Source organism: Paenibacillus sp. CR_12, assembly GCF_041953985.1.
GTDB classification, from domain to species: Bacteria; Bacillota; Bacilli; order Paenibacillales; family Paenibacillaceae; genus Paenibacillus_AQ; species Paenibacillus_AQ lautus_A.
Genome location: NZ_JAVFHO010000008.1, coordinates 73,293 through 94,441 on the forward strand (window position 1 = coordinate 73,293; position 21,149 = coordinate 94,441).

The 21,149-nt window shown below is 52.0% G+C and carries 19 protein-coding genes; 2 read left to right on the top strand and 17 right to left on the bottom strand.

What is annotated here, in order from left to right; all coding sequences use genetic code 11:
• Positions 1 to 34: 34 nt before the first annotated feature.
• From RB297_RS24105 to RB297_RS24170, 14 genes are all read right to left on the bottom strand, one after another.
• Entirely contained in the window at positions 35 to 991 is a 957-nt protein-coding gene (locus RB297_RS24105) for a glycoside hydrolase family 43 protein (protein WP_375121658.1), read from the bottom strand.
• A gap of 227 nt (positions 992 to 1,218) precedes the next feature.
• Positions 1,219 to 2,052 carry a helix-turn-helix domain-containing protein gene (locus RB297_RS24110; protein WP_375121659.1) on the bottom strand — a complete coding sequence of 278 codons (834 nt, stop codon included), beginning with the start codon at positions 2,050 to 2,052 and terminating at the stop codon, positions 1,219 to 1,221.
• 227 nt (positions 2,053 to 2,279) lie between these two features.
• Positions 2,280 to 4,040 (bottom strand): phosphoenolpyruvate--protein phosphotransferase, encoded by a 1,761-nt coding sequence (gene ptsP / locus RB297_RS24115; RefSeq protein WP_375121660.1) that lies wholly within the window; start codon positions 4,038 to 4,040, stop codon positions 2,280 to 2,282.
• A complete protein-coding gene (locus RB297_RS24120) occupies positions 4,040 to 4,309 on the bottom strand; it encodes an HPr family phosphocarrier protein (RefSeq protein WP_036659680.1) in 270 nt (89 codons plus the stop codon). Before RB297_RS24120 ends, ptsP begins: the two co-directional genes overlap by 1 nt.
• Before the next feature lie 100 nt (positions 4,310 to 4,409).
• Complete coding sequence (locus RB297_RS24125; RefSeq protein WP_096776685.1) at positions 4,410 to 5,144, bottom strand: SIS domain-containing protein; 735 nt, start codon at positions 5,142 to 5,144, stop codon at positions 4,410 to 4,412.
• Between the two features lie 67 nt (positions 5,145 to 5,211).
• Entirely contained in the window at positions 5,212 to 5,940 is a 729-nt protein-coding gene (locus RB297_RS24130; RefSeq protein ID WP_375121661.1) for a creatininase family protein, read from the bottom strand.
• A gap of 15 nt (positions 5,941 to 5,955) precedes the next feature.
• On the bottom strand, positions 5,956 to 6,948 hold the full coding sequence (locus tag RB297_RS24135; RefSeq protein WP_375121662.1) for a phosphotriesterase family protein: 993 nt from the start codon (positions 6,946 to 6,948) through the stop codon (positions 5,956 to 5,958).
• Between the two features lie 140 nt (positions 6,949 to 7,088).
• A complete protein-coding gene (locus RB297_RS24140) occupies positions 7,089 to 8,384 on the bottom strand; it encodes a PTS ascorbate transporter subunit IIC (protein ID WP_015736907.1) in 1,296 nt (431 codons plus the stop codon).
• Positions 8,385 to 8,407: 23 nt separating this feature from the next.
• Entirely contained in the window at positions 8,408 to 8,671 is a 264-nt protein-coding gene (locus tag RB297_RS24145; RefSeq protein WP_009593269.1) for a PTS sugar transporter subunit IIB, read from the bottom strand.
• The gene (locus RB297_RS24150) at positions 8,668 to 9,111 is read right to left on the bottom strand and encodes a PTS sugar transporter subunit IIA (protein ID WP_036659685.1); all 444 of its coding nucleotides are present in this window, start codon (positions 9,109 to 9,111) and stop codon (positions 8,668 to 8,670) included. The genes RB297_RS24145 and RB297_RS24150 overlap by 4 nt, the downstream gene beginning before the upstream one ends.
• A gap of 35 nt (positions 9,112 to 9,146) precedes the next feature.
• Positions 9,147 to 11,237 (bottom strand): BglG family transcription antiterminator, encoded by a 2,091-nt coding sequence (locus RB297_RS24155; RefSeq protein ID WP_375121663.1) that lies wholly within the window; start codon positions 11,235 to 11,237, stop codon positions 9,147 to 9,149.
• A 310-nt stretch (positions 11,238 to 11,547) separates the two neighbouring features.
• Positions 11,548 to 12,915: a sensor histidine kinase gene (locus RB297_RS24160; protein WP_096776226.1), complete on the bottom strand. Its 1,368-nt coding sequence runs from the start codon at positions 12,913 to 12,915 to the stop codon at positions 11,548 to 11,550.
• Positions 12,912 to 13,586 carry a response regulator transcription factor gene (locus tag RB297_RS24165; protein ID WP_375121664.1) on the bottom strand — a complete coding sequence of 225 codons (675 nt, stop codon included), beginning with the start codon at positions 13,584 to 13,586 and terminating at the stop codon, positions 12,912 to 12,914. Before RB297_RS24165 ends, RB297_RS24160 begins: the two co-directional genes overlap by 4 nt.
• A gap of 459 nt (positions 13,587 to 14,045) precedes the next feature.
• Positions 14,046 to 15,071 carry an SGNH/GDSL hydrolase family protein gene (locus tag RB297_RS24170; protein ID WP_096776228.1) on the bottom strand — a complete coding sequence of 342 codons (1,026 nt, stop codon included), beginning with the start codon at positions 15,069 to 15,071 and terminating at the stop codon, positions 14,046 to 14,048.
• 261 nt (positions 15,072 to 15,332) lie between these two features.
• On the opposite strand from RB297_RS24170, the gene RB297_RS24175 reads away from it, so the two are divergent.
• The gene (locus tag RB297_RS24175) at positions 15,333 to 16,400 is read left to right on the top strand and encodes a GntR family transcriptional regulator (RefSeq protein ID WP_375121665.1); all 1,068 of its coding nucleotides are present in this window, start codon (positions 15,333 to 15,335) and stop codon (positions 16,398 to 16,400) included.
• Positions 16,401 to 16,442: 42 nt separating this feature from the next.
• The gene (locus RB297_RS24180; protein ID WP_375121666.1) at positions 16,443 to 17,441 is read left to right on the top strand and encodes an SGNH/GDSL hydrolase family protein; all 999 of its coding nucleotides are present in this window, start codon (positions 16,443 to 16,445) and stop codon (positions 17,439 to 17,441) included.
• A 79-nt stretch (positions 17,442 to 17,520) separates the two neighbouring features.
• On the opposite strand, the gene RB297_RS24185 is transcribed toward RB297_RS24180, so the two are convergent.
• The 3 genes from RB297_RS24185 to RB297_RS24195 all read right to left on the bottom strand — a co-directional run bounded on the left by RB297_RS24185 (position 17,521) and on the right by RB297_RS24195 (position 21,100).
• Positions 17,521 to 19,059, bottom strand: coding sequence for an extracellular solute-binding protein (locus tag RB297_RS24185; RefSeq protein ID WP_375121667.1), 1,539 nt, complete (start codon positions 19,057 to 19,059; stop codon positions 17,521 to 17,523).
• An 88-nt stretch (positions 19,060 to 19,147) separates the two neighbouring features.
• Positions 19,148 to 20,059: a carbohydrate ABC transporter permease gene (locus RB297_RS24190; RefSeq protein WP_213579513.1), complete on the bottom strand. Its 912-nt coding sequence runs from the start codon at positions 20,057 to 20,059 to the stop codon at positions 19,148 to 19,150.
• A 129-nt stretch (positions 20,060 to 20,188) separates the two neighbouring features.
• The gene (locus RB297_RS24195) at positions 20,189 to 21,100 is read right to left on the bottom strand and encodes an ABC transporter permease (RefSeq protein ID WP_375121668.1); all 912 of its coding nucleotides are present in this window, start codon (positions 21,098 to 21,100) and stop codon (positions 20,189 to 20,191) included.
• Between the last annotated feature and the right edge of the window lie 49 nt (positions 21,101 to 21,149).

Genomic DNA, 21,149 nt, shown 5'->3' on the forward strand with positions numbered 1-21,149 from the left:
TTCATATGCAAACCTGTTTAAAGGCGTTCATTGATTACTCCCCCGATGGCACGGGCAGATGATGCGCATCGCTCCAAGGAACCCCGAAATCAGGCGTACCATCAAGTTTCCAGCCGAATTTCTGTATGCGCGTCGAGCGGATGCTCGCATCGGCGTCGGCTGAAGGAAGCGCATGGAAGACGATCCAGTCCTCTTGATCATCCGGAGACCTCGTAAAGCTGTTGTGGCCGGTCGCATAGACTCCGTTCTCTATACTTTTGCGAAATACAGGCTCCAACGACTTTTGCCATGAAGCCGGATCCATCGGATCGGCATCTTCATCCATCGTCAACATTCCCAGGGCATAATCCTCGGACCAGGTCGTGCTGGCGGAATAAACCAGAAAAATGCGGCCGTTCCTATGCAGCGTGACGGGACCTTCATTAATGGCCATTCCGCCTTGTTTTTCCCACGTAAGCGTTGGAGCCGTTAGCAAGCGGTGTTCCCCGGTCAATGTCCAAGGATTAGCCATTTGCGCAATATAAATAGCAGATCCGTATTCGGGAAAATGTCCGTATCCGGCATATAGAAAATAAAGCCGATTCCGTACCGTCATCACGGTGCCGTCCAAGCCCGGAACGGGAGTCTTCATCGCCCCTTTCCAAACCCATTCGCCCTCGAGCGGATCGCTATGTTCGTTCTCCAGCACGCATAGCCCCCGCGATTCGTCTCCTCCGCCATCGTTAGCCGTATAGTAGATGTACCATTTGTCATTCAGATCGTGTATTTCCGGTGCCCACAAGTTATAGCTGTAGGGGCCTCCCGGTTCCGGAGACCATATGGTCTTCCTTCGGCCCTCTGCAAGTCCGGTCAAGGTGGAGGATCGGGTAAGTTCCAGGCGACCCGGCTGCGTGGACATAAAGTAATAATAGCCATCCGTGTGCTTCAGCACCCAAGGATCGGCTGCGTTTGCTACGATTGGATTGCTAAACGTCGTTGTGCGATTTGGCATGCTCTCTCTCCTTTTATCCCTTCATTCCAGTCAAGGTAAAGCCTTCAGCGAAGTCCCCCCTTCGGTTTATTTCTTACTTCCATCTTTCAATTATCAGGGACGAATTCTGGGCAAACAATTATGAAAACGCTTTAGTATATATGCAAAATAAAGCAATACCGAATCGTTTTCGACGGTCGAAAAAGAAGAGGGCCGCCCTGACGGACGGTCCTCATAAACGATTCGATTCATGGATTCTGCTTACGCCATTCAAGCGGTGTGGCTCCATTCGATTTCGTAAAGAACTCATAAAACCGACTGGAAGAGGTAAAGCCCACCTCGGCGGAGATCGATTCGATCGCCTTATCGGTTTGTCGCAACAGCCGTTTAGCCTCCATCAAACGAAGGTTGATGATATACTGCTTTGGCGAGACGCCGAAGGATTCCGAGAACTTCCTGCGGAGATTGCTTTCGGAAATAAAATGGCGAGCTGCGAGCTCGTTAACCGTAATTTGTGTATGATAGCTGCTATGAATTTCTTTTAATATCGCTTCCAATACGACTTGATCGGTACCTGCCGTCGGCATCGACGTTTCCCTGTTACGCTGGAATATCAGCAAGGTTGTCTCAAAGGCAATCCGCATCATGTTGTAGGCATCGATGTCTTGCCTCTTGGAATTCCATTCTTTCTCCAGCTGAAAAAAACTGATTTCCGCCCACCGCATATCATCTTCGTGAAGATGGGCGCTCCGGATCCGATGTGGTTTGGACTCTATTTCATGAAAGAGGTATTGGCAATGGACCGGAAGCCTATCGTGGAAGAAATGAACGGATATCCCCTGCCAAGGCCTCGTACAAACGAAGCCGTGATGAAGCCGGGCAGGTATCAGGATAAGATCGCCGGCAGCTACCTTGATATTCTGTTCAGAAGAGCTGTAGTACCCTTCCCCATCCAATACCAGCGTCAGCTCATCGTATTCATGGGCATGTGACTGGAAGAGGCCCTCTCCCTGCTCGGCCTGAAAGGTGTGGGGCTTAAAGCGCTCCATACTGATCACAAAGCTCTTTTCACTGTTTTCCATGTTCCATCCTCTTTCTATGAGGCTTCTAATAGGCAGTCCTTCTCTATTCATTCTATGAAGTCCTCCGAACCTGGTCAATACATATCGAGGTACCCTGGTTCTTCTGACATGGCTTGGTGTGAAACATTGAAATAAATAAGACTAAAAACCCTTGATGATTCATCAAGGGTTTTCTTCTTGCGGAGCCGCGAACGAAATCGCTTCGCTATGAAATTCTCGAAGACGAATCAGCAGGGAATCTTAGCGCTGCAAAATGCCTCCAGCTCCTGACGAACGGCTTGGGGCGTGTCCAGGCGAAGAATGCGCTCCGCCAGATCGCGGCATTCCGCTCGCTCCAATCCTTCGAGCCTTTCCTTGATCGGGCTGAGTCTGCCAGCCTCCATGCTCCATTCGTCAAGTCCCAGACCGAGCAAGAGCGGCGCGGCCAACGGGTCGCCCGCCATGCTGCCGCACATGCCGGTCCATTTACCGGCCTTATGGGAAGCATCGATCACCGTTCGGATGAGCTGAAGCACGGCGGGATGGAAATAATCGTACAGGTGCGCTACGTGTTCGTTCATGCGATCCGCGGCAACCGTGTACTGAACGAGATCATTCGTACCGATGCTGAAGAAATCGACTTCGTCCGCGAAAAGTCCTGCCAACACGGCCGTGGAGGGAATCTCGACCATAATGCCGACTTCCATCTTCTCGTCGAACGGTACGCCCTCCTCCCTCAATTCACCCTGCACTTCCGCCAGGATGGATCTCGCCTGCCTCCATTCTTGCAAACCGGAGATCATCGGGAACATGACCTTCACGGTACCGAAGGCGCTGGCCCGCAGCACGGCCCGCAGCTGCGTGCGCAGCAGCTCCTGGCGGACAAGCCCTACCCGTATTGCACGGTAACCCAGGAAGGGATTCGTTTCCTTTGGCAGCTGCAGGTACGGAAGCTCCTTATCTCCGCCGATGTCCATCGTGCGGATGATCACGGGGCGGCCCTCCATCTGCCGGGCCGCTTCCTGGTACGCACGGAACTGCTCCTCCTCGCCCGGCATGGCCGTGGCGTTCATGAACAGGAACTCCGTGCGGAACAGACCCACGCCGTCCGCGCCCTGCCGGACGGCGGCCTCGGCTTCCGCGGCGCTGCCGATGTTCGCCGCGAGCTCCACGCGCGTACCGTCGGCGGTCACCGCCGGACGGTCAATGTATTCCTCGAGCGATTGCCTGCGCTCGAGGTCCTGCTGCATGCGGAGCCGATGCTGCTCCGCCTCCGCCGCTTCCGGCCGGGCGAGGCACAGCCCGGCTGATCCGTCGAGGACGAGCAGATCGCCGTCCTCGATGCCGTCGATCCCGTCTCCCGCGCCGACGACAGCGGCAATGCCGAGCGACCGCGCGAGAATCGCAGTATGCGAGGTTGCTCCTCCGGTACGGGTGATAAAGCCGACCACCAAGGCAGGGTCCAGCTGCACCGTATCCGAAGGCGTCAAATCGTCGGCAACGAGAATCACCGGCTCGGTGATTCCGGCAAGTCCCTGCGATTGCCCAGGCGACAGACAGGCGAGAAGACGGCCGCCGATATCGCGGATGTCGGTCGCGCGCTCTTTCATATAATCATTGCTCATGCCTTCAAACATGGAAGCGACTTGGTTGACAACCTCGGCAACGGCCCTTGGGGCCGTCTCCAATTTCTCCCGGATCCGCGCCTCCATCTTCGGGTAGAAAGCCGGATCGTCCAGCAGCTTTCGGTGTCCCGCAAGAATGCCGGCTTGCTCTTCGCCTACCGCTTCCTTCGCTTTCTCAATCAGCTTCTCCATTTGCTCGGCGCAGCCCGCTTTGGCTTCGCGAAGCTTATGAAGCTCGTCTTGGACCGCAGCCGAGGTATCGGGAATATAATTCCCTTCGGGGCTGCTTTGGCCGCTGGCCCCCGCCGAAGATTCGTAGATATAGGCCTTTGCAATCCGGATACCCTCCGATACGCCGATTCCTTGAATATCCAGCCTATTCATCAGGCTTCACCAAACTTGCTTTCGACGAGCTGTATCAGGGCTTCGACGACTTCTTGCTCACCGTCTCCGTTGGCTTCGATAGTCACGACGGCTCCTTGTTCAACGCCGAGCGTCATCAGCTCCAGCATGCTTTTGCCATCCGCCGAGCGTCCTTCGTTTGTCTTCAGACGAACCTCTGCTCCAAATTGTCCTGCTTTTTCCGAGAATAGCTGAGCCGGACGTACATGAAAGCCCTGCTCATTCTGTATGGTTACCGTTTGTGCGAACATGTCTTTCCTCCTCATCCTGTAACCGCCAGCCCGGGGCTGTTACTTACTGTAAAGTTGCGGTTTCTCTGTTGTTTCCTGCCGTTTATTCTTTCGACCCTTGTCAGGCAAGTAAAGCTATCCGGCCTTTATACGCCTCGACCAGCGCTTGGTTGTGCTCATCGGAGCCGTCGATATTTCCGCTAAGAAATACAGGGGGGTTAAAGCCTTGTTCAATCATAATCTCAATGGATTCGGCGAACAGGGCGTTCAAAATCAAGGCTCCGATCACTGTCGAGCTCGGGGTAAAGGGGACCTGAAGGCCGGGATGGCTCAATACCGCATCGCCCTTGACCGAGAAATTGTCGATCACCAGATCCACGGCATCCGCCAGATGCTTGCCGCTGCTGTGCCGGGACGGCATGCTTTTGGAATATTCCAGTGAGGTAATGCCTACGGTGAAGGCCCCCTTCTCCTTCGCCATCAAAGCGACATCCACGGGAACCGGATTGCGGCCCGAGGTGGACAGGACGAATACGACCTCTCCCTTGCGGATGTCCTGCTTGCTCATGAATTCGACGGCAAGATCGTTTTGTCTTTCCAGCTCGGACGAACGTACCGCGCCTTCATGCAGCATCAGCTTCTCTATGAGAATCGGACGGATCGGTACGAGTCCGCCTGCCCGGTAGAAGACTTCCTCGGTCAATATATGCGAATGCCCGCAGCCGAACAGATGAATAATGCCGCCCTGCTGAATACAGGCCGCCACCTTTTCCGCCGCTTCACGGATCGACTTGGCCTGCTCCGCTCGTACTTTGTCAAACAACCCGCCAATCACATCAAAATAGGTGTCCATCATCATCGCTTTCACCTCGTGGTTCCTGTATTTGTATAGATTTCTGTTTTTCTTCCGCGAGTGAACGGGTTCATATCGCTTTTTTCGCCCGGAGTACCATGTCGGCCATGACTTCCAAGCTTCGCTCAATAATCCGCTCTCCCTTTTCCCTCGTTGCCAACGTTGCATCCCCAAGCACCGCGGTAGCCGTCATTTCCTCCCAGGGTGTAGGCGTGAAGTCCGCTTCAATCGGGATGTGCGGAGCGCCGTCGATCGCCTTGCTCATGTCCACGTATTCGCCTGCAAGATACAGCATGTAGGAGGTCTCGATTTCATCGGCATGCATGTAACTGCCGTGAGCGGCCGAAGCCTCGCGTACTTCCGCCGTGATTTCCTTCGTGCCTGGATAAAAGAAGTAGAACACTTTCAATTCGGGTACCCGTTCGTATAAAATTCTCGCCGCTTCCTTCAGCGCAACCGCATTGCCGAGATGGCCGTTGACCATGATGAATAGGCGGAATCCCTGATGATATATACTCTCGCCGATATCGGCAAGCAGCCGGATGAGCGCTTCGTTCGACACGTTGATGCTTCCCGGAAAATTGCGCAGGCTCCACACTTGACCATAAGGAAGGGTCGGCAGAACGAAGCTGTCCGTCCGTTCCGCCAGTTTGTCCGCGAGCCTGGACGCAAGCAGGTTATCCGTGCCCAGCGGCAGATGGGGACCATGCGCTTCAACGGCCCCGATTGGAAGTATGGCCGCGCCGAGTTTGCGGATTTTCTCCTCCACCTCAACCGAATTCTCGAGTTCGAATTTCATGACGCTAAGCACCCCTTACTTTTTGAATGAGAAGCAGTCGGCCGGATTGCTTACGAAAAATTTCTCCACCAGCTTCCGGCCGTCAAAGCCGCTGCGATTCGCCTCGTCTACAAAGCGCGGCACCCATTTGGAAATAATGTACTCCAGCCCGAGACCGTAATCGTAATGCTTGTAGTAGGTTTTACGGGCGGTATCTCCGCTGATGAGAATCTGATCCTCGTAGCCTTTACGGACAAGCTCCAGAATCAGCGAGATGCGGGTGCTTTCCGGCGCATACTTGATTTTGCCGATACCGTCAAAGCTCATGTAGGCTCCGGTTGCGGCGATTTGCTCATGGTAATACGGGTCGGGGTTCCGGTCCATATGCCCTAAACTCAAGTAGGATAGATCCACGCCTTCGCTTTTTAGGAGTTCGATTTGCTCCAGCGCCATGGTGCCGACTTCCGTATGGGAGTGGATGGGGGCTTTTGTCTCGTGATGAGCGCGGGCTACAGCGCGCAGCGTCTTCTCCTCCAGCGGCGAGATGCGGTTATAGCCTGTCCCGAACTTAACCTGGCCTGCTTTGAATGGCGTGCCTTCCAGCCCTTCTTCCACCTCCCGGATGACGAAATCCGCCAGCTCGTTGATGCTTTTGGCCTCGATCCACTGCGCATAACTCTCATAATCGCCGATCAGCGGCTTCAGCTCCTCTTTGATTTTGGCATCCCACAGGAAGCTTTTATTGAAGCCCGCCGTTCCTACAATGCGAATGCCGGTTTCAAGCGCGATTTCCTGCACCGCTTGAACATCCCGTCCATAATCGACGGCTGTAGCATCCACGATGGAGCATCCGCCGTGTTGTTTGAAATCCAGAACGTCGCGCTTGGACTTCTCTTTATCATCCAGCAGCAAATCGTCCACTCCCCGTTCCTGCCAGTAGGCCGGACGGCATACGATATGTTCATGGGAATACGTAAAGCCCAATTCCTCTTTGCTGATATCTCCATGCAAGGTACGGATAAAGCCCATATCGTTTCTCCTCCACTCTCTATAGAATAAGAACCTGACCGTTTCATAAAAGTGCATGTTCAAAAAGCCGGCTTCTCTCAACGCCTTAGACCGCTTTCTGATCTATCTCGTGATCCAAAGCCGACTTTTTTGTTTAACCTCTAAAAGAACAGTTTCGCCAGGAAGTGCAGAATCGGTCCGATGATGAACATGTCGGAATCGGCTGCCCACATGGCCGTATCCGGCACCGTCGAGGCGATAAAGAAGCGGACCATCAGGAACTGACCCCAAGCGACTACGGTTGACGTGATGAAGCCGCCGATCACGGCGCCGCGGACACCGCCTGTCGAGTTCCCGAACACCCCTGCCGTAGCGCCGTGGAAGAATAGAACGATCATCGTCGGCACAAAGATGTAAGAAACGGTGTTGCCCAGTACGAGCAGCCAGATAATCGCGCCACCGAAAGCTCCCAGGAAGCCAAGCACCACCGCATTCGGCGCGTAAGGGTATACGACTGGCGCATCCAGAGCCGGTTTGGCGCCTGGCACGAGTTTGGTAGCAATCCCGTTGAAGGCCGGCACCAGCTCGCCGACAAACATCCGGACCCCCATAAGAACGATGGCGATTCCGCCTGCGAACGTGAACGATTGGATAATGGAATAGATGATAAAGTTCTGGTCACCCGATTGTTTCATCAGTTCTGCCGCAGCCGGCGTGCCCTTCGTCGAGAGAATAATGGCCCCGATCAGGAATAACACGCCCATGCTGAGCGCCGTGATGACGTTGGAATCGCGAAGAAATTCGAAGCCTTTCGGTACTTTGATTTTCTCGGAATCGTTGTTTTTGTTGCCGAGCAATTTGCCGAACAAGGCAGCCAATAGCGCAACCGAAGCCGACGTGTGTCCAAGCGCAATGTTATCGTTGCCCGTGATTTTACGCAGGAACGGCTGAACCAGCGCCGGCTGGAACGTCCAGTACACCCCAAGAACCACGGCGATCATCAGTACCAGCTTCCAGATCGGAATTCCGCTGGACGCATGGACGATGACGCCCGCAAAAACGGTCGACGTCCAGAACATCATGTGCCCGGTCAGATAAATAAATTTAAACCGGGTAAAGCGTGCCAGCAGAACGTTGATAAGAAAGCCGATGAGCATGGCAAGCGTAACGGCGCTGCCGAATTTGGAATTGAATGCCTCCTGCCCCATAAAGGTACCGAGGGATCCGCTTTCCAATCCGAAGACTTCTTTCCACATCGGCTCGAATACGTTCAAGGCTTTTACGATAACGTCGGAGCCTGCGCCGATGATGAGGAAGCCGATGATCGCTTTAAAGGTGCCGCTTACGAGCTGACTCGTTGATTTCTTCTGCAGCAGCAGGCCGATCAGAACGATAAACCCGAGCAGAATGGCCGGCGTTCCAAAAATGTTGGTAGCGATCCAAAAAAGTACGTCCATAAGCCCTCTTCCTTTCTAATGGTTTACAGCACTTCTTCCAGCTTCTGTTTGATCTCGTCGTTGTCAAAATAGTTGTTGACGATAACGACCTTGGCTTCATGCCCTTGCAGGCTTTGTGCCAGCTCGTTGCTTGTAATGATATAATCGGCTGCGGTTCCCGATGCCGTCGAAACGTCCGTGTGCTCCACGTCGGCGTTTACTCCCATGCCGTTCAGCACATTCTCCACATTCATTCTCAGAATCAAGCTGGTTCCTTGTCCTAAACCGCATACGCATAAAATTTTCATTGTTCGTTCCCCCTAATTAGTTGTTGGATTGACTCTACATCAGATGCCTGCTTGAATAGCTCCACGTTGTCCGGATTGCTGAGCAATGTCGTCAGCTTGCGCAGCATGGCGATGTGCTCCGAGCTTGAGGAGCCGCCGAGCGCGAATACAAGCTGGACCGGGTCATTGGCGGCATGGCCAAAAACGACGGGTGTCTTCAATCGAAGCAGCGAGACGGAGGCTTCCCTCACCCCGTCCTCCGCACGGGCATGCGGTAGGGCGATGTGCGGCGCAAGAACAAAGTACGGCCCTTTGTCACGATACGATTCCACCATGGCATCGGCATAACGTTCTTCCGCCGCTCCGGCATTCGCCAGCAGCGCCCCTGCCAAACGGATCGCTTCTTCCGCCGTCTCGGCCTCAACATCCAAGGCAATTAGTGACGGTTCCAAAAATTTCATTCTCATCTCTCCCAAATCCGGTATTCTGTTCGGTGCTAAGGACCGGTTTGTAATTGTTGAAGTATCTGTTCTTTCGTCCTGGCCTCTTTCAGTCGGATCAGGTTTTCCTTATCTCTCAGCAGGAGCGTCAGCTCCGACAGTGCTTTCAGGTGGGATTCGCCGTCAATCGCCGCCAAGACCAGAATGATCTGCACCTGGTGGCGCGCTTCCTCCGAGAAGGCGACGGGCTGCTCCAGCCGGAGCAGACTGATCCCAAGCCGCCGGACTCCATCCTGCGGCTTGCCGTGCGCGATGGCGATGCCAGGTGCTACGACAATGTAAGGGCCGAGCGCTTCCACTTTGGAGATCATCGCATCAATGTAAGCCTCTTCGATGCGTCCATCCTTCAGCAGCGGTTCGGAGGCTTCGCGTATGGCGCTCCGCCAATCTGCCGCTTCTCTGTTCATCCGAATCATTTGCCCGGTGAGCAGATCCGTCAGAGATGGCTTCCGAGCCTCGCTGAGCCAAGTTTTCCCTAAGGACATGTAGCGGTTAAGCTCCTCCGCAAGTCCGGCTTCATCCCTTACCGCCGCGTATTTATGGACGATGTCCAGCAGCGCTTGTACCGTGTTGGCCTGGGTTCTTGATTTGCGTCCGGAAACCATGTTGATTTGGTTCAGCAAATGCTCCTTATCCTTATCGCTCAGAATCGGATTCACCAGGAGAACGGGCACTTTGCTGTCCGGGAGCGGTACCGTCGAGAATATAAAATCGACATCTTCTTCGCGAAACGACTCATAATCGCGGAGCGACAATACGGCTGTGATGTCCACTGCCGAGAACAGGTTCTCCAGCTGCGATTTCAGCATCCGCGATGCGGAAATGCCGTTCACGCAGACGATGGCGGCCTGCCGCCTTACGGCCGGCTTCGTATTCTCTCTGCGCAGCCAACCGCCGAAGTGCATGGCGAGGTATCCGATCTCGTGATCGTCAAGTTTACGTCCAACCAACTGCTCGAACGGTGCGGCGGAACGGCGGGTAAGCTCGAATACTTCCCCGTACTTGGAACGGATATTTTCGAGCAGCGGATTTTCCAGGCTGAGACCATACAAGATCCGGTAATAAGCCGGTTTCAAGTGGACCAGCAGATTCTCCTCCATGGCTTCCCGGTTCGGCAGAAATACGCAGGCATACCGTTGAAAATGGTCGGTCATCTCCGTCGTCACGTTCCGAAGCTGCTTCAGCACTTCTTCGGAACCCGTCATCTGTTCCATCCGATTGACTCTCGCCCCCAGCAGATGCATCGCGAAGTAGCAGACTTCATCATCCGGAACGGAAACGCCGAACATTTGCCCGAGACCTTCCGCAATACGCGCGGCAGCTTCACACTCTGGCGTCCTCCGCAGAACGCTTCGTTCATCATCGTCGATCGAGACCCATTGCGCGGTTTGAATCCGTCTTACATACAACAGGAAGCGGGCGGTCAGATGAAACAGCATCTCATCCGTCAAATCTACGCCCAGCGTGATCTCGCTATCCGAGATCAGGCGATAGACTTGCTCCAAACCTCCCTCTTCCATAGGCGGAAACAGGAGTGGGGCAAGATCGGGAATTCCCGATTCCGGGTTCAGGTTGAATGCCTGTTCCCAGCCCGCATGACCGAAAATCTGCCCGAAGTAATGGCTCAGCGTCTTCCGCTTGTCCCGCTCCTCCCCGTGTACGCCGTACCCCCGCTTACGGTCGTAGGTTACCTTGAGTTTTACGGACTTCATCTCCGAGCGGACCATGTTCAAATCCTTGAGCACGGTGCCGCGGCTAACCTGCAGAAGTTCGGTCAGATGGTGAACGAAGAGCGGACTCTCCGCCGACAGCAGGTAGAGCGACATCCAGGCCAGTCTTTCGCGCGGAGACAAATAATACTGCTGTGCATGGGGCTTTTCATTCAACTGCGGAAGCCCCGCCCGGCTTTCTTCAGGCAAATAGTAGCCTGCTGTCCTGACATATTGGACCGATGGAAGTTGAACCGCTTTCAACCAGTCGTTTATTTTGTCCATATCATAGTAAACGGTTCGTCTGGAGATGCCGAGCTTCTGCATCAGTTCTTCCAGCGATACATAATCGGCTGCCTCATGGAGCAGCGTCAACATCTTGGTACTGCGTTCATCCAGAATACGGCATCAACTCCTTTGCCGTTAGTTTCGTGCTTTTTGCAATTTGATTATACCTATAGGCAATTGTTCAAGGACAGTTCAATTCATGGAGCCCGAATTGTGCAAAAATGTACTCTAGTGAAATGGGCAAAAAAAACAGGCCCCATGGCCTGTATAAGATATGGTTCAACTTTGCGACTGCCCTGTTCATCGTGTCTTGGCAAAATCGCATCCTTTCATTCGGCACGGTCAGTTTTCACGAACCGGTCATCATCGGTGTTTGCGGATCGATCCCCGTAGAATCTAACTAATTCGCCGGCGTCATGATTGGCAGGGTGACGATGAAGGTCGCTCCTTGGCCAGGTTCGCTTTCCACTCGGATATCGCCTTGATGAAGCGATACGATCTGCTTAACAATGGCGAGTCCCATGCCGCTGCCCTCATATTTACGACTGCGGGAACGGTCGGATTTAAAGAAACGTTCGAATATGCGCTTCTGATCCTCAAGGGAAATACCGATGCCCGTATCGGATATTCGGACGGTCACGTTATTCATGTCTTGTTTGATGCTGACGTTAATCACGCCGCCATCCTTTGAGAATTTGATGCTGTTGCCAATGATGTTCGTCCATACCTGGTTTAATTGATCATGATCGGCCGTAACTCTAACGGGCTGCAAATCAAGCTCAAACTGAATGCTGCGGGCAGCCCATTGCGGCTGGAGCGCCACGATGACCCGTCTGATCTGTTCATCCAGGCTGAGCGTGCTGAGCCCCAGCTGCTGTGACTGGGATTCAAGCAAACTCAGCTTGAGCAGGCTGTCGCTCATTTTGGACATCCGCTTCGCCTCAGCGATGATAATATCCAGATAACGTCTTCGCTCGTCATCCGAGAGATTTACCTGCTTCAGCGCTTGAGCATACCCAGAAATCGAGGTGAGCGGCGATTGCACCTCGTGCGACACGTTCGTTACGAATTCCCTGCGCAGCTGCTCCAACTGCTGGAGCTCGTGCATCATGTCTTCAAAGCTGCGAGCCAGCGTACCCAGCTCGCTTGTTTGCTTAATATTCAGCTTGACGCTGAAATCTCCGGCTGCAATGCGTCGGGTCGCTTTTGTCAGCTTTTTGATCGGCCTTACCAAGTAGATGGAGGCAATCAGGATCAATAAACTCCCTGTAATCAACGAACTGGTAGCAAAGATCGATCCCCATTTGACGACAAAAGAGGCAGAAGGAGGGGTGAGCATTTCCAGGAACATCGCTTTCGTTCCCGTTTCCGTTTTCAACGGCAGCCCTAAAAGCACCGTAGCAATGCCTTTCTGCGTGTCTTGAACAACGCCTCCTCCGATTACTTGCTGTAGTTTATCCATCGTTACTTCAGCAGGCTTGTGTCCGTTAAGCTTGCCGTAAGCCTGGAACTGGCCCGCCGCTTCGTAGATGCGGATATAATAGGAATCGAGCTGCTTCATTTCACTAACGTACAAGTCGGCTTCGCGTAACGGCAGTGTCTTGTATATCCGGACGACGTCTTGACCGAAGTTGCGTAAGTTGATTTGCGCGTTCTCGTTCAATTGTTCCTTGAACATCCAAGTAGACATAAAAAACGAAAGGATCGTGCCCCCGATGACGGACACTAGAAACGTCAGGACTACTCGAATATATAAGGATCTGATCATTCATAGACCTCAAGCCGGTACCCCAGCCCGCGCACCGTTTCGATCCGGAAATCCGGCGTCGTTGCGAACCTTTCGCGAAGACGTTTAATATGCACATCCACCGTTCGATCATCTCCTGCGTAGTCGATTCCCCAAATCTGATCGATCAGCTGCTCGCGTGTATAGACTTGTCCGGGTGTTCCAGCCAGCTTGTACAGCAATTCGAACTCTTTGAGCGGCAGCGTGAACGTCTCCGGCCCGCTGCTCACCTTATAGGTCTGCCTGTCGAGAATGACGTTGCCGAACTGGATCGTCTGCGTGGAGCCGATCCGATATCGTTTCAGCAATGCCTTAACGCGGACCGTCAACTCCAACGGATCGAATGGTTTCGTTAAATAATCGTCCGTCCCAAGCTCGAAACCCTTTACTTTTTCCCAGGTTTCGCCTCTCGCCGTCAGCATAAGCAGCGGCAAATCCGGATTGGCTCTTCGAAGCTCCTTGCATAACGTCCAGCCATCCATCATCGGCATCATAATATCAAGCACGACAAGATCGACGGGCGTCGAGCCATAGACGCTGAGCGCTTCCTTGCCGTCAGCCGCCTCGACTGTGGTGAATCCGTCATTGCGTAGAAATAAACAGACGAGTTCGCGAATGTTCGCGTCGTCGTCAGCAACCAGTATAGTAGGCATAGGTTCCCTCTTTCTTTCATTTCCATCCCATATTGTGTAATAACTATATACTATTCTATATACAAGGGTTATGGGGATTGGTTCAAAGGTGCGGCAATTGTGCGTCTAATTTGCATTCTAGCCTACGCTAAAAATGGCCGCGCATTCCGCGGCTTTTTGTTCGTCCAATCCCTTGTCTTCAGCCCTTATTCTTAGCCAGCAAATGAAATCTCGAGCCTCGAACCGGCCGCATCATCTCCAGTCTTTTCCATTGAATGGGAAAGCTATCGAGTGATGCTTAACCAAGTTTAATCAAGGAAGATGAACTGCCAGTGACATCAATATGAACGGAACATGAACAAACCATGTGCATAGCCCCCTCTACGGCATACCAAAAAAGTCGGCCAATTCAGGCCGACTTTTTCTACCAATTCGTTTTGCGATGTTTTTGGTTGGCATCCGATTCGCTGCAGGACGATTTCAAAACACGCATTCCGTGGCGATCGACGGACGCTTAAGCAATTCCCAACCAGTCTTGGCGGATATAAAAGAGGCAAGCTCCAAGCCCATTCGGTAATGCGTCTGATAGCCGGGATGATATCGGCCGCCCCATCCTTCCACCTCCGGATGTATCAACCCCAGATCAACCACGAATACCTTCCCGTTTCCGCTTTGACTGAAATAGGACACGACCTTATTCACGCTGGCAAGATAGTTGTTATTCATAGTTCCAACACAGCAAAAGACATAGGGATCGTTATACTTTTCCAGGATAACCTGGATGAATTCAATATAAGCGGCAATATACGCCTCATCATCAATTGGCGTAGAATAATCGTTCTGCCCCAAATTAATGACGATTCCATCAGGAATATAGCTGGAAAAGTTCCATGATGCCGTCCCTTTGCCGAGCGACCCCGAAAAATGTTCCGGCAATCCTTGCTTGTTCCCTACCGCATCCTGCCAAACGCCGATCCCGCAAATGGCCATCGTATGATATTCCGCATTCAACATTCTGGCGCTGATTCCGACATAGGACATGTATCCGTCGTCAAGATGCGGAGCTTCAGCGAGCACATGCGGATGGCCGATCCCTGCTCCATCCGTGATGGAATCCCCGAAGTACTCAAGCCGGAGTGGTTTAGCCGCGGGCGGGGCAAGGAAACTTCCGCCGTCAGGCAGTGAAAACTGATGAAATGCTATACTTCCGGTCAGGATCCCCGTTCGCTTGTGGATCTCTAAAGTGTGTTCACCCTCCGGCAGTCCCTGTTCGATTATGTATTGATGAACCCCCTTCTTCAAGTTGATCCAATTACGGGCGACACCGTCCACTACGATTTCAACGTAATCCTGGCCGTCGGAATCCTCAGCCGTCATCGAGACGGCCGTACCTCGGAAGGCAAGAAAAACCGCGCTGTTGACCCAGGCGCATTTCGGCTTCTCTCTCTCGGTCAGATCAAATCTCCCCATCAGCCTGGCAAATTCGGCAAAGCTAAACTCCAACATAATTCCTCCCTTCAGCTTTTGCATTGACTGTCAAAATTGAACTAGCGAATAATAAAGTATACTTTATCTTATCAATAAATCTATATTTATATTATCAATTCATATGAATTCAGTCAATTATAAGGCAATTCTCTACTATGAATATATATATATATAACATAATCATAGATTGCAGGCTTGATTTTAATATAGTTAATAAAGTATACTTTTACATAATCATTTAACATGCCAAACTTATCATCAGTTTGTAAAAAGAGGAGAATGATTGTGAACGAGCCGAAGTACATGACGGTTAAACAAGCGCTGCTGCATCAGATTCAAGTCGGCAAGCTTCGACCCGGCGATAAACTGCCGAATGAAGAAGACCTGATGAAACAATTTCATGTAAGCGGAATAACGATTCGAAAAGCGATGACGGAGCTGGCCAACGAAGGCGCAATCACCCGAATCAAAAGAAAAGGCTCTTTTGTAAACGGAGCTCAAGCCGCGGACCATTCGAGTCACTTGATCGCGTTTATCTTATCGGCAGAGGACAATTACGATGTATCGTATATGAAAATCATCAAGGGCGCGCAGCAAGTGGCAGCCGAGTTCAATTACTCCTTAATCGTGGAATGGAGCAATGAAAATTTGGCCATTGAACAATCATCCATTCAGAAAATGCTGGACCGGAAAGTCGACGGCTTCTTGATTTATCCGTTCGATCCGATCCAGAGCAAGGATAACTACCTATTCATCGAACAAAACAACATCCCCTATCTGTTGGTAGACCGGTACAATGTGGATCATCCCAGCTATTTTTCCGGATGCAACAATTACGACGGGGCGATCCTGGCTACCCGGGAGCTGATCCGTCTGAAGCACACCAAAATAAAGTTTGCTAGCTACCACTTTTTTCTCCACTCCGAGCAGGAGCGGTTCGCCGGCTACTGCAGCGCCATGCGTCAGGCAGGGTTACCGATAACCGACGATAACTTGCTGACCCGCGTGGACTATGACGCACTAGCCGACAGTATTTTGAAGCGGAATGTTACCGCTTTGTTTTGCTGCAATGACAAGCTTGCCATCGAAATGATCGAGAAGCTGACCGACCGCGGCGTTAGAATTCCGCAGGATGTTTCCATTATGGGATTCGACGATTGGGACCATTCCAGCAACTTATCGATCGGACTGTCTACCGTCCGGCAAGATTTCGAGGAAATCGGCAGAAACGCTGCGAATTTACTTCACCAGGTTATTCTAGGCAAAACTCATGGACGCAACACGAAAATATTGTCGGGTGTTTCTTTGGTGATCCGGGAGTCTACTTGCGAGAACCCTTATGCCTAACGTTGTCAGCTCAAATAGATCAATGAAAGGAAGGAATGCGTTATGAAATTCGACTTTTCGACTTCCAGTCTGAGACACGGGCTCTTTCATCAAGAGCCGGATGGCATCTCTTGTTTTCTTCCCGGCAGTGCGATAACCGTGCGCTTTCATGGACGGGAAATAACGGCCGAGATCGAGGATGTCAACGGAGAGGGGAATAGCTGGCTTAACGTCTATATCGACGATCTTCCGGTAAGGGTGATGAGAATCGATCCGGATAACCGGCTGTACCAGCTTGCGGATGACCTTGAAGACGCGCCCCATACCTTAACGCTGCAGAAGCGTACGGAAGCGGCATTCGGCAGCATTAAATTTACCGATTTGACGACGGAGAACGGAGCTTTTCTGAGCCCGCCAGCCCCTCTTCCCCATCGTCTGCTCGTCATCGGCGATTCGATCACCTGCGGCTTCGGCAACGAAGCGCAGATTCCCTGCGACTGCGATGCTTCTCGCGAAAATATCGCGCTTGCTTACAGCTCGCTGACCGGTCAACTTCTGAATGCCGAAACATTGATTGTGGGCGCGTCCGGTACGGGATGCTATCAGAATTTCGGCGGTGGCAAGGAAGGCCGCATGTCGGATTATTTCATGAAAACCATCTGTCCTGATCTCGATCAAGAAGCCATGGACCCGTTTCATCCTGAGTTCGTTGTCGTAAATCTCGGGACCAATGATTGGTCCGCGCCCATCGAGCCTGCGGATTACCTTGAACAATATCGCAAAATGACGGGTTTTATTCGCAATAGATATCCGTCCGTCCCATTGTTCTGCGCAATCGGTCCGATGACCCTCGGCCCCGCCCCCCATTTGAAGGCTCTCGTCAAAAGCCTTAACGAAGAAGGCGACAACAATATTCATTTCGTCGAATTCCCGCTCATTAAACGGCCGGAAGACGGCATGGGAGGCTGCGGACACCCCTCCGTCAAGAAGCATCGGCAAATGGCCGAACACTTGGCTGCGACGATCCGTCAGGTTTGTTCCCTGTCCCCTCCCAACTGCTAGAACATAACGAAAAGGACCGCTCCGTATAGGAAGCGGTCCTTTTTTTCGTATCGCCGTTCTCAATGGACAGGGAACCCTTTTATTTTGCCAAGAAGGCGTCTACCTGATTCTGTAGTTCAGTCTGGATTTGCTTCAGCACCGCTTCGCCTTCCGTTTTGAATCTGGCGAAGTATTCGTCCGGATCAAGCGCGCCGTTAAACAATCCGCTATAATATTTGGCCTGAATGGTCGCGAACTGGGCCACTTCGTTCTTCACCGGCGTCGGATCGAAAGTGAAGCCGGTCATGATATCCTTCGTGAAGTTGTCGGCTTGCGTAATGAATTGACTATACTCTCGGGTCTCTTCGTCGATACCGGCCCACTCCCGCTCTAACGTTGGATTCAACATGAGCTGGAACGAGACAATGCCGCCATCGTTGTTCAGCGTGTCGTATTGATGCTCGCCGACCGCTTTCCAGTTCACGCCTTCGATGCCGTGCTCCAACAAATCATAATTCTCCTGCCGGTTGGCCCAATCGAGGAACATCATCGCACGGTCTTTATGTTTGCTCGTCTTCACAATACAGATGAAATTATCCATTTTGTAATTGGATAGGTTCTTTCCAGGCGTCAGATCGAATAGACGGACGGCTTCCAGCTCTCCATCGGGCACGACCTGCTTCAACTGGTCGTTGTACGTTTTGGGAATGCCAAAGGCCATTTGGGGCGTGGCCGCAACTTTGTTCTGGAGCTGCATGTCTCCCGGGCTGCTTTTATTCGTCAAAACGTCCTGCGACATGACTTTGTCAACGAACAGCTGGCGGACATCCTGGATGCCGGACCAAATCTTTGGTTCCTGGGTTTCAAAGAAGTTATAGACCTTGCCATCGTTGCCCTTGTAATACAGCATCAAGCTGGCGCCAGCAAAATTCGTTGGACGAATGTTGACGCCGGTATCGTCCCGTATCAGCCAGTTGACCCAGCTGTAGGTGACGTCGTCAGCGCCCGCGAGGAGCGGCGTGATGCCGGAGTTACTGTCACGAACGGCGTAGAGATAAGCTTTTAGATCTTCATACGTCTTTACGGGCGGCAAGTTTAACTGCTCCCTCAGGTCCTTTCGTATGAAAATCGATCTCTGTTGGGTATAGGCGCTTCCCAAGGGAACACCGTAGATGTTACCGTTAATTTTGTTCGCGTCCCACATTTGTTGCGGCCTCGTCTTTTTCACATTAGGGCCGTATTGCTCCAGCAGTTCACTTAATTCTTCGTAATAGCCCTGGGAAGCCATCGTGTCCAAATGCAGCCACGGGGCATCAAACATCAAATCCACGCTCTCTCCCGAAGCCAGCATGACGTTGGTCTTCTGATTTAGATCGGCAAAGTCGACAAATGTAAATTTAACCTGCGTATTGATTTCGGCTTTTAATCGCTTGTTGACTTCGGTCAGCACCTCGTCATAGTTAGCTCCCTTTGCCCCCGGAATGACAACCTCCAAAGTGACCGGTTCAAGGGACGGATCGCCAGTTTCCCCTGCATCGCCCGGCGCGGAGGCATCCCCGCCGGATCCGGAGCATCCGGACAAAGCGATGGCTAGTCCGAGCAGCGCCGTCACCAAGAATTTGCGTTTTGATTTGGCCATGTAAATGACTCCCTTCAACTAATCAACTTATGTATACGCGGCTGGGCCAATCTATAACGCGCTCAGCCATTTGCGTAGAGCCCCAATCTTAACCTTTCACCGAGCCGAGGGTCAGACCTTTGACGAAATATTTCTGAACCATCGGATAGACGAGTATAATCGGGCCGATCGTCAGGCATACCGTTGCCAACTTGACCCCTTCCGCCGGCGGCAGCGTCAGCACATTCCCGTGATTGAGCGACGTGAGCTGCATCTGCGACATGAGCTGCCGAAGAAGCAGCTGCAGCGGGTACATATCGCTGTTGTCGATAAACAGAAGCGACAGCCACCAATCGTTCCAATATTGCAGCGCGTAGAACAAGCTGATCGTCGCAATAACCGGCGTTGAGATCGGCCGGATAATTTTGAAGAAGATCGTCCACTCTCCGGCGCCGTCCATGTTAGCCGATTCGTTCAGCTCATAAGGCAACGAGCGATAGAACGAGACTAAGATAAACGCAAAGAACGGATTCATGACGTAAGGGAGCACAAGCGCCCACAACGTATCTTTCAGATGCAGCCATTGAACGACCAGAAGATAGAAGCCGACGAGCCCCGAGCCGAAGACCATCGGCACGTAGGTCATGAACGAGAGGAAGCCGCCGTACCGGTTCTTCGGATGGGCCAGCACGTATGCAAACAACGCGGTGACAACGAGGCCGATTACGGTTCCGATGGCTGTTACCGCAATGGTGACGCCATAGCTGGTAAACATTTGCTTGCCCTGGAGGAGGAAACGATACGACTCCAGCGTAAATTCATCCGGCCATACGGAGTATCCGTTCACCGCCAAGCTTCGGGTGCTGGAGAACGAATTGATGACCATCAGCCAAAAAGGAAACAAACAAACCAGCGCAAATAGAATCAAAAACAGCCCGAACAAGAACACCGCCATTTTATCGGAGAATCCGTTTGTCCGTCGGACTCGTGGGGGCGGGATCAGAGCAACCGGACGATTCATTCGGAATTCACCTCCCTTTGAATTTCGCTAAATTAATGCGGTGAGTTCAAAAAATCAGTTCAAGATTCGATGTCGAGTCCACTTTCATGATTCGCTTCGTCTTGGAAAGATGACCTTTTGAGCAACCTCTTAAAATAATCTGGAGTCTTTATCGATTCTCCGAACCAGCGCATTAAACGAAACGACGGCGATAAGCCCCATAATGGACTGATAGAACACGATAGCCGATGACATGCTGAAATTACCAAGCTGCCTTAACGCCCGATAGGAATATGTATCGATGACATCGGTCGTCGGAAATAGAATCCCGTTGTCCCCGATAATTCCGTAGATCATGCCGAAATCCCCGTAGAAAATCCGTCCGACTCCCAAGAGGACGAGAATGATGATTTGCGGCTTCAGCAAAGGCAGCGTAATGTATTTCATCTGCTGCAGCCTCGTGGCTCCGTCCAGGCGGGCGCTCTCATAATAGTCGGAGGAGAAACCGGTTATGGCAGCGAGCAGAATAATCGAGTAGTAACCGGCACTCTTCCAGATTCGCGTTATGGTTAGAATAATCGGCCACACCCACGGGGTCTGGTACCAATCGACGGCTTGAAGTCCGCTCATGCTCAGCACACGGTTAATCAGACCGTCCGTATTGTTGAATAGAATGAATGTCATATACCCAACGACGACCCAGGAAATGAAATAAGGAAGGAAGACGACGGATTGGATCGTACGTTTAAACCATTTCAAGCGAATCTCGTTCAAGAACAGCGCAATGAGAAGCGCAAAGACCATTTCGAAAATAATGAACAGCGCATTTAAATAAACCGTATTGACCGTAACTTGAATCCAATCCCGATTGGAGAAAAAGAAGCGGAAGTTGTCCAGCCCCACCCAATCACTGCCCCATATGCCTTTGCTGATCTGAAAGTCCTTGAACGCTAGCAGATGTCCGGACAGAGGAATATAGGAGAAGACAACGAGAAAGATGATTCCCGGTATCGCCATCGTATACAAGCCCCGGTTCTTTACAAGATCCCTGAACATTCTCAAATTATAGTATCCCTCCATTCGAGCTGGTCTGTCCGATGTGGCCATATCC

What these genes read in the sequence shown, in the direction of transcription:
- RB297_RS24105 (WP_375121658.1), bottom strand. Translation starts at nt 991, where the DNA reads ATGCCAAATCGCACAACGACGTTTAGCAATCCAATCGTAGCAAACGCA.
- RB297_RS24110 (WP_375121659.1), bottom strand. Translation starts at nt 2,052, where the DNA reads ATGGAAAACAGTGAAAAGAGCTTTGTGATCAGTATGGAGCGCTTTAAG.
- ptsP (WP_375121660.1), bottom strand. Translation starts at nt 4,040, where the DNA reads ATGAATAGGCTGGATATTCAAGGAATCGGCGTATCGGAGGGTATCCGG.
- RB297_RS24120 (WP_036659680.1), bottom strand. Translation starts at nt 4,309, where the DNA reads ATGTTCGCACAAACGGTAACCATACAGAATGAGCAGGGCTTTCATGTA.
- RB297_RS24125 (WP_096776685.1), bottom strand. Translation starts at nt 5,144, where the DNA reads ATGATGGACACCTATTTTGATGTGATTGGCGGGTTGTTTGACAAAGTA.
- RB297_RS24130 (WP_375121661.1), bottom strand. Translation starts at nt 5,940, where the DNA reads ATGAAATTCGAACTCGAGAATTCGGTTGAGGTGGAGGAGAAAATCCGC.
- RB297_RS24135 (WP_375121662.1), bottom strand. Translation starts at nt 6,948, where the DNA reads ATGGGCTTTATCCGTACCTTGCATGGAGATATCAGCAAAGAGGAATTG.
- RB297_RS24140 (WP_015736907.1), bottom strand. Translation starts at nt 8,384, where the DNA reads ATGGACGTACTTTTTTGGATCGCTACCAACATTTTTGGAACGCCGGCC.
- RB297_RS24145 (WP_009593269.1), bottom strand. Translation starts at nt 8,671, where the DNA reads ATGAAAATTTTATGCGTATGCGGTTTAGGACAAGGAACCAGCTTGATT.
- RB297_RS24150 (WP_036659685.1), bottom strand. Translation starts at nt 9,111, where the DNA reads ATGAAATTTTTGGAACCGTCACTAATTGCCTTGGATGTTGAGGCCGAG.
- RB297_RS24155 (WP_375121663.1), bottom strand. Translation starts at nt 11,237, where the DNA reads ATGTTGACGCTGCTCCATGAGGCAGCCGATTATGTATCGCTGGAAGAA.
- RB297_RS24160 (WP_096776226.1), bottom strand. Translation starts at nt 12,915, where the DNA reads ATGATCAGATCCTTATATATTCGAGTAGTCCTGACGTTTCTAGTGTCC.
- RB297_RS24165 (WP_375121664.1), bottom strand. Translation starts at nt 13,586, where the DNA reads ATGCCTACTATACTGGTTGCTGACGACGACGCGAACATTCGCGAACTC.
- RB297_RS24170 (WP_096776228.1), bottom strand. Translation starts at nt 15,071, where the DNA reads ATGTTGGAGTTTAGCTTTGCCGAATTTGCCAGGCTGATGGGGAGATTT.
- RB297_RS24175 (WP_375121665.1), top strand. Translation starts at nt 15,333, where the DNA reads ATGATTGTGAACGAGCCGAAGTACATGACGGTTAAACAAGCGCTGCTG.
- RB297_RS24180 (WP_375121666.1), top strand. Translation starts at nt 16,443, where the DNA reads ATGAAATTCGACTTTTCGACTTCCAGTCTGAGACACGGGCTCTTTCAT.
- RB297_RS24185 (WP_375121667.1), bottom strand. Translation starts at nt 19,059, where the DNA reads ATGGCCAAATCAAAACGCAAATTCTTGGTGACGGCGCTGCTCGGACTA.
- RB297_RS24190 (WP_213579513.1), bottom strand. Translation starts at nt 20,059, where the DNA reads ATGAATCGTCCGGTTGCTCTGATCCCGCCCCCACGAGTCCGACGGACA.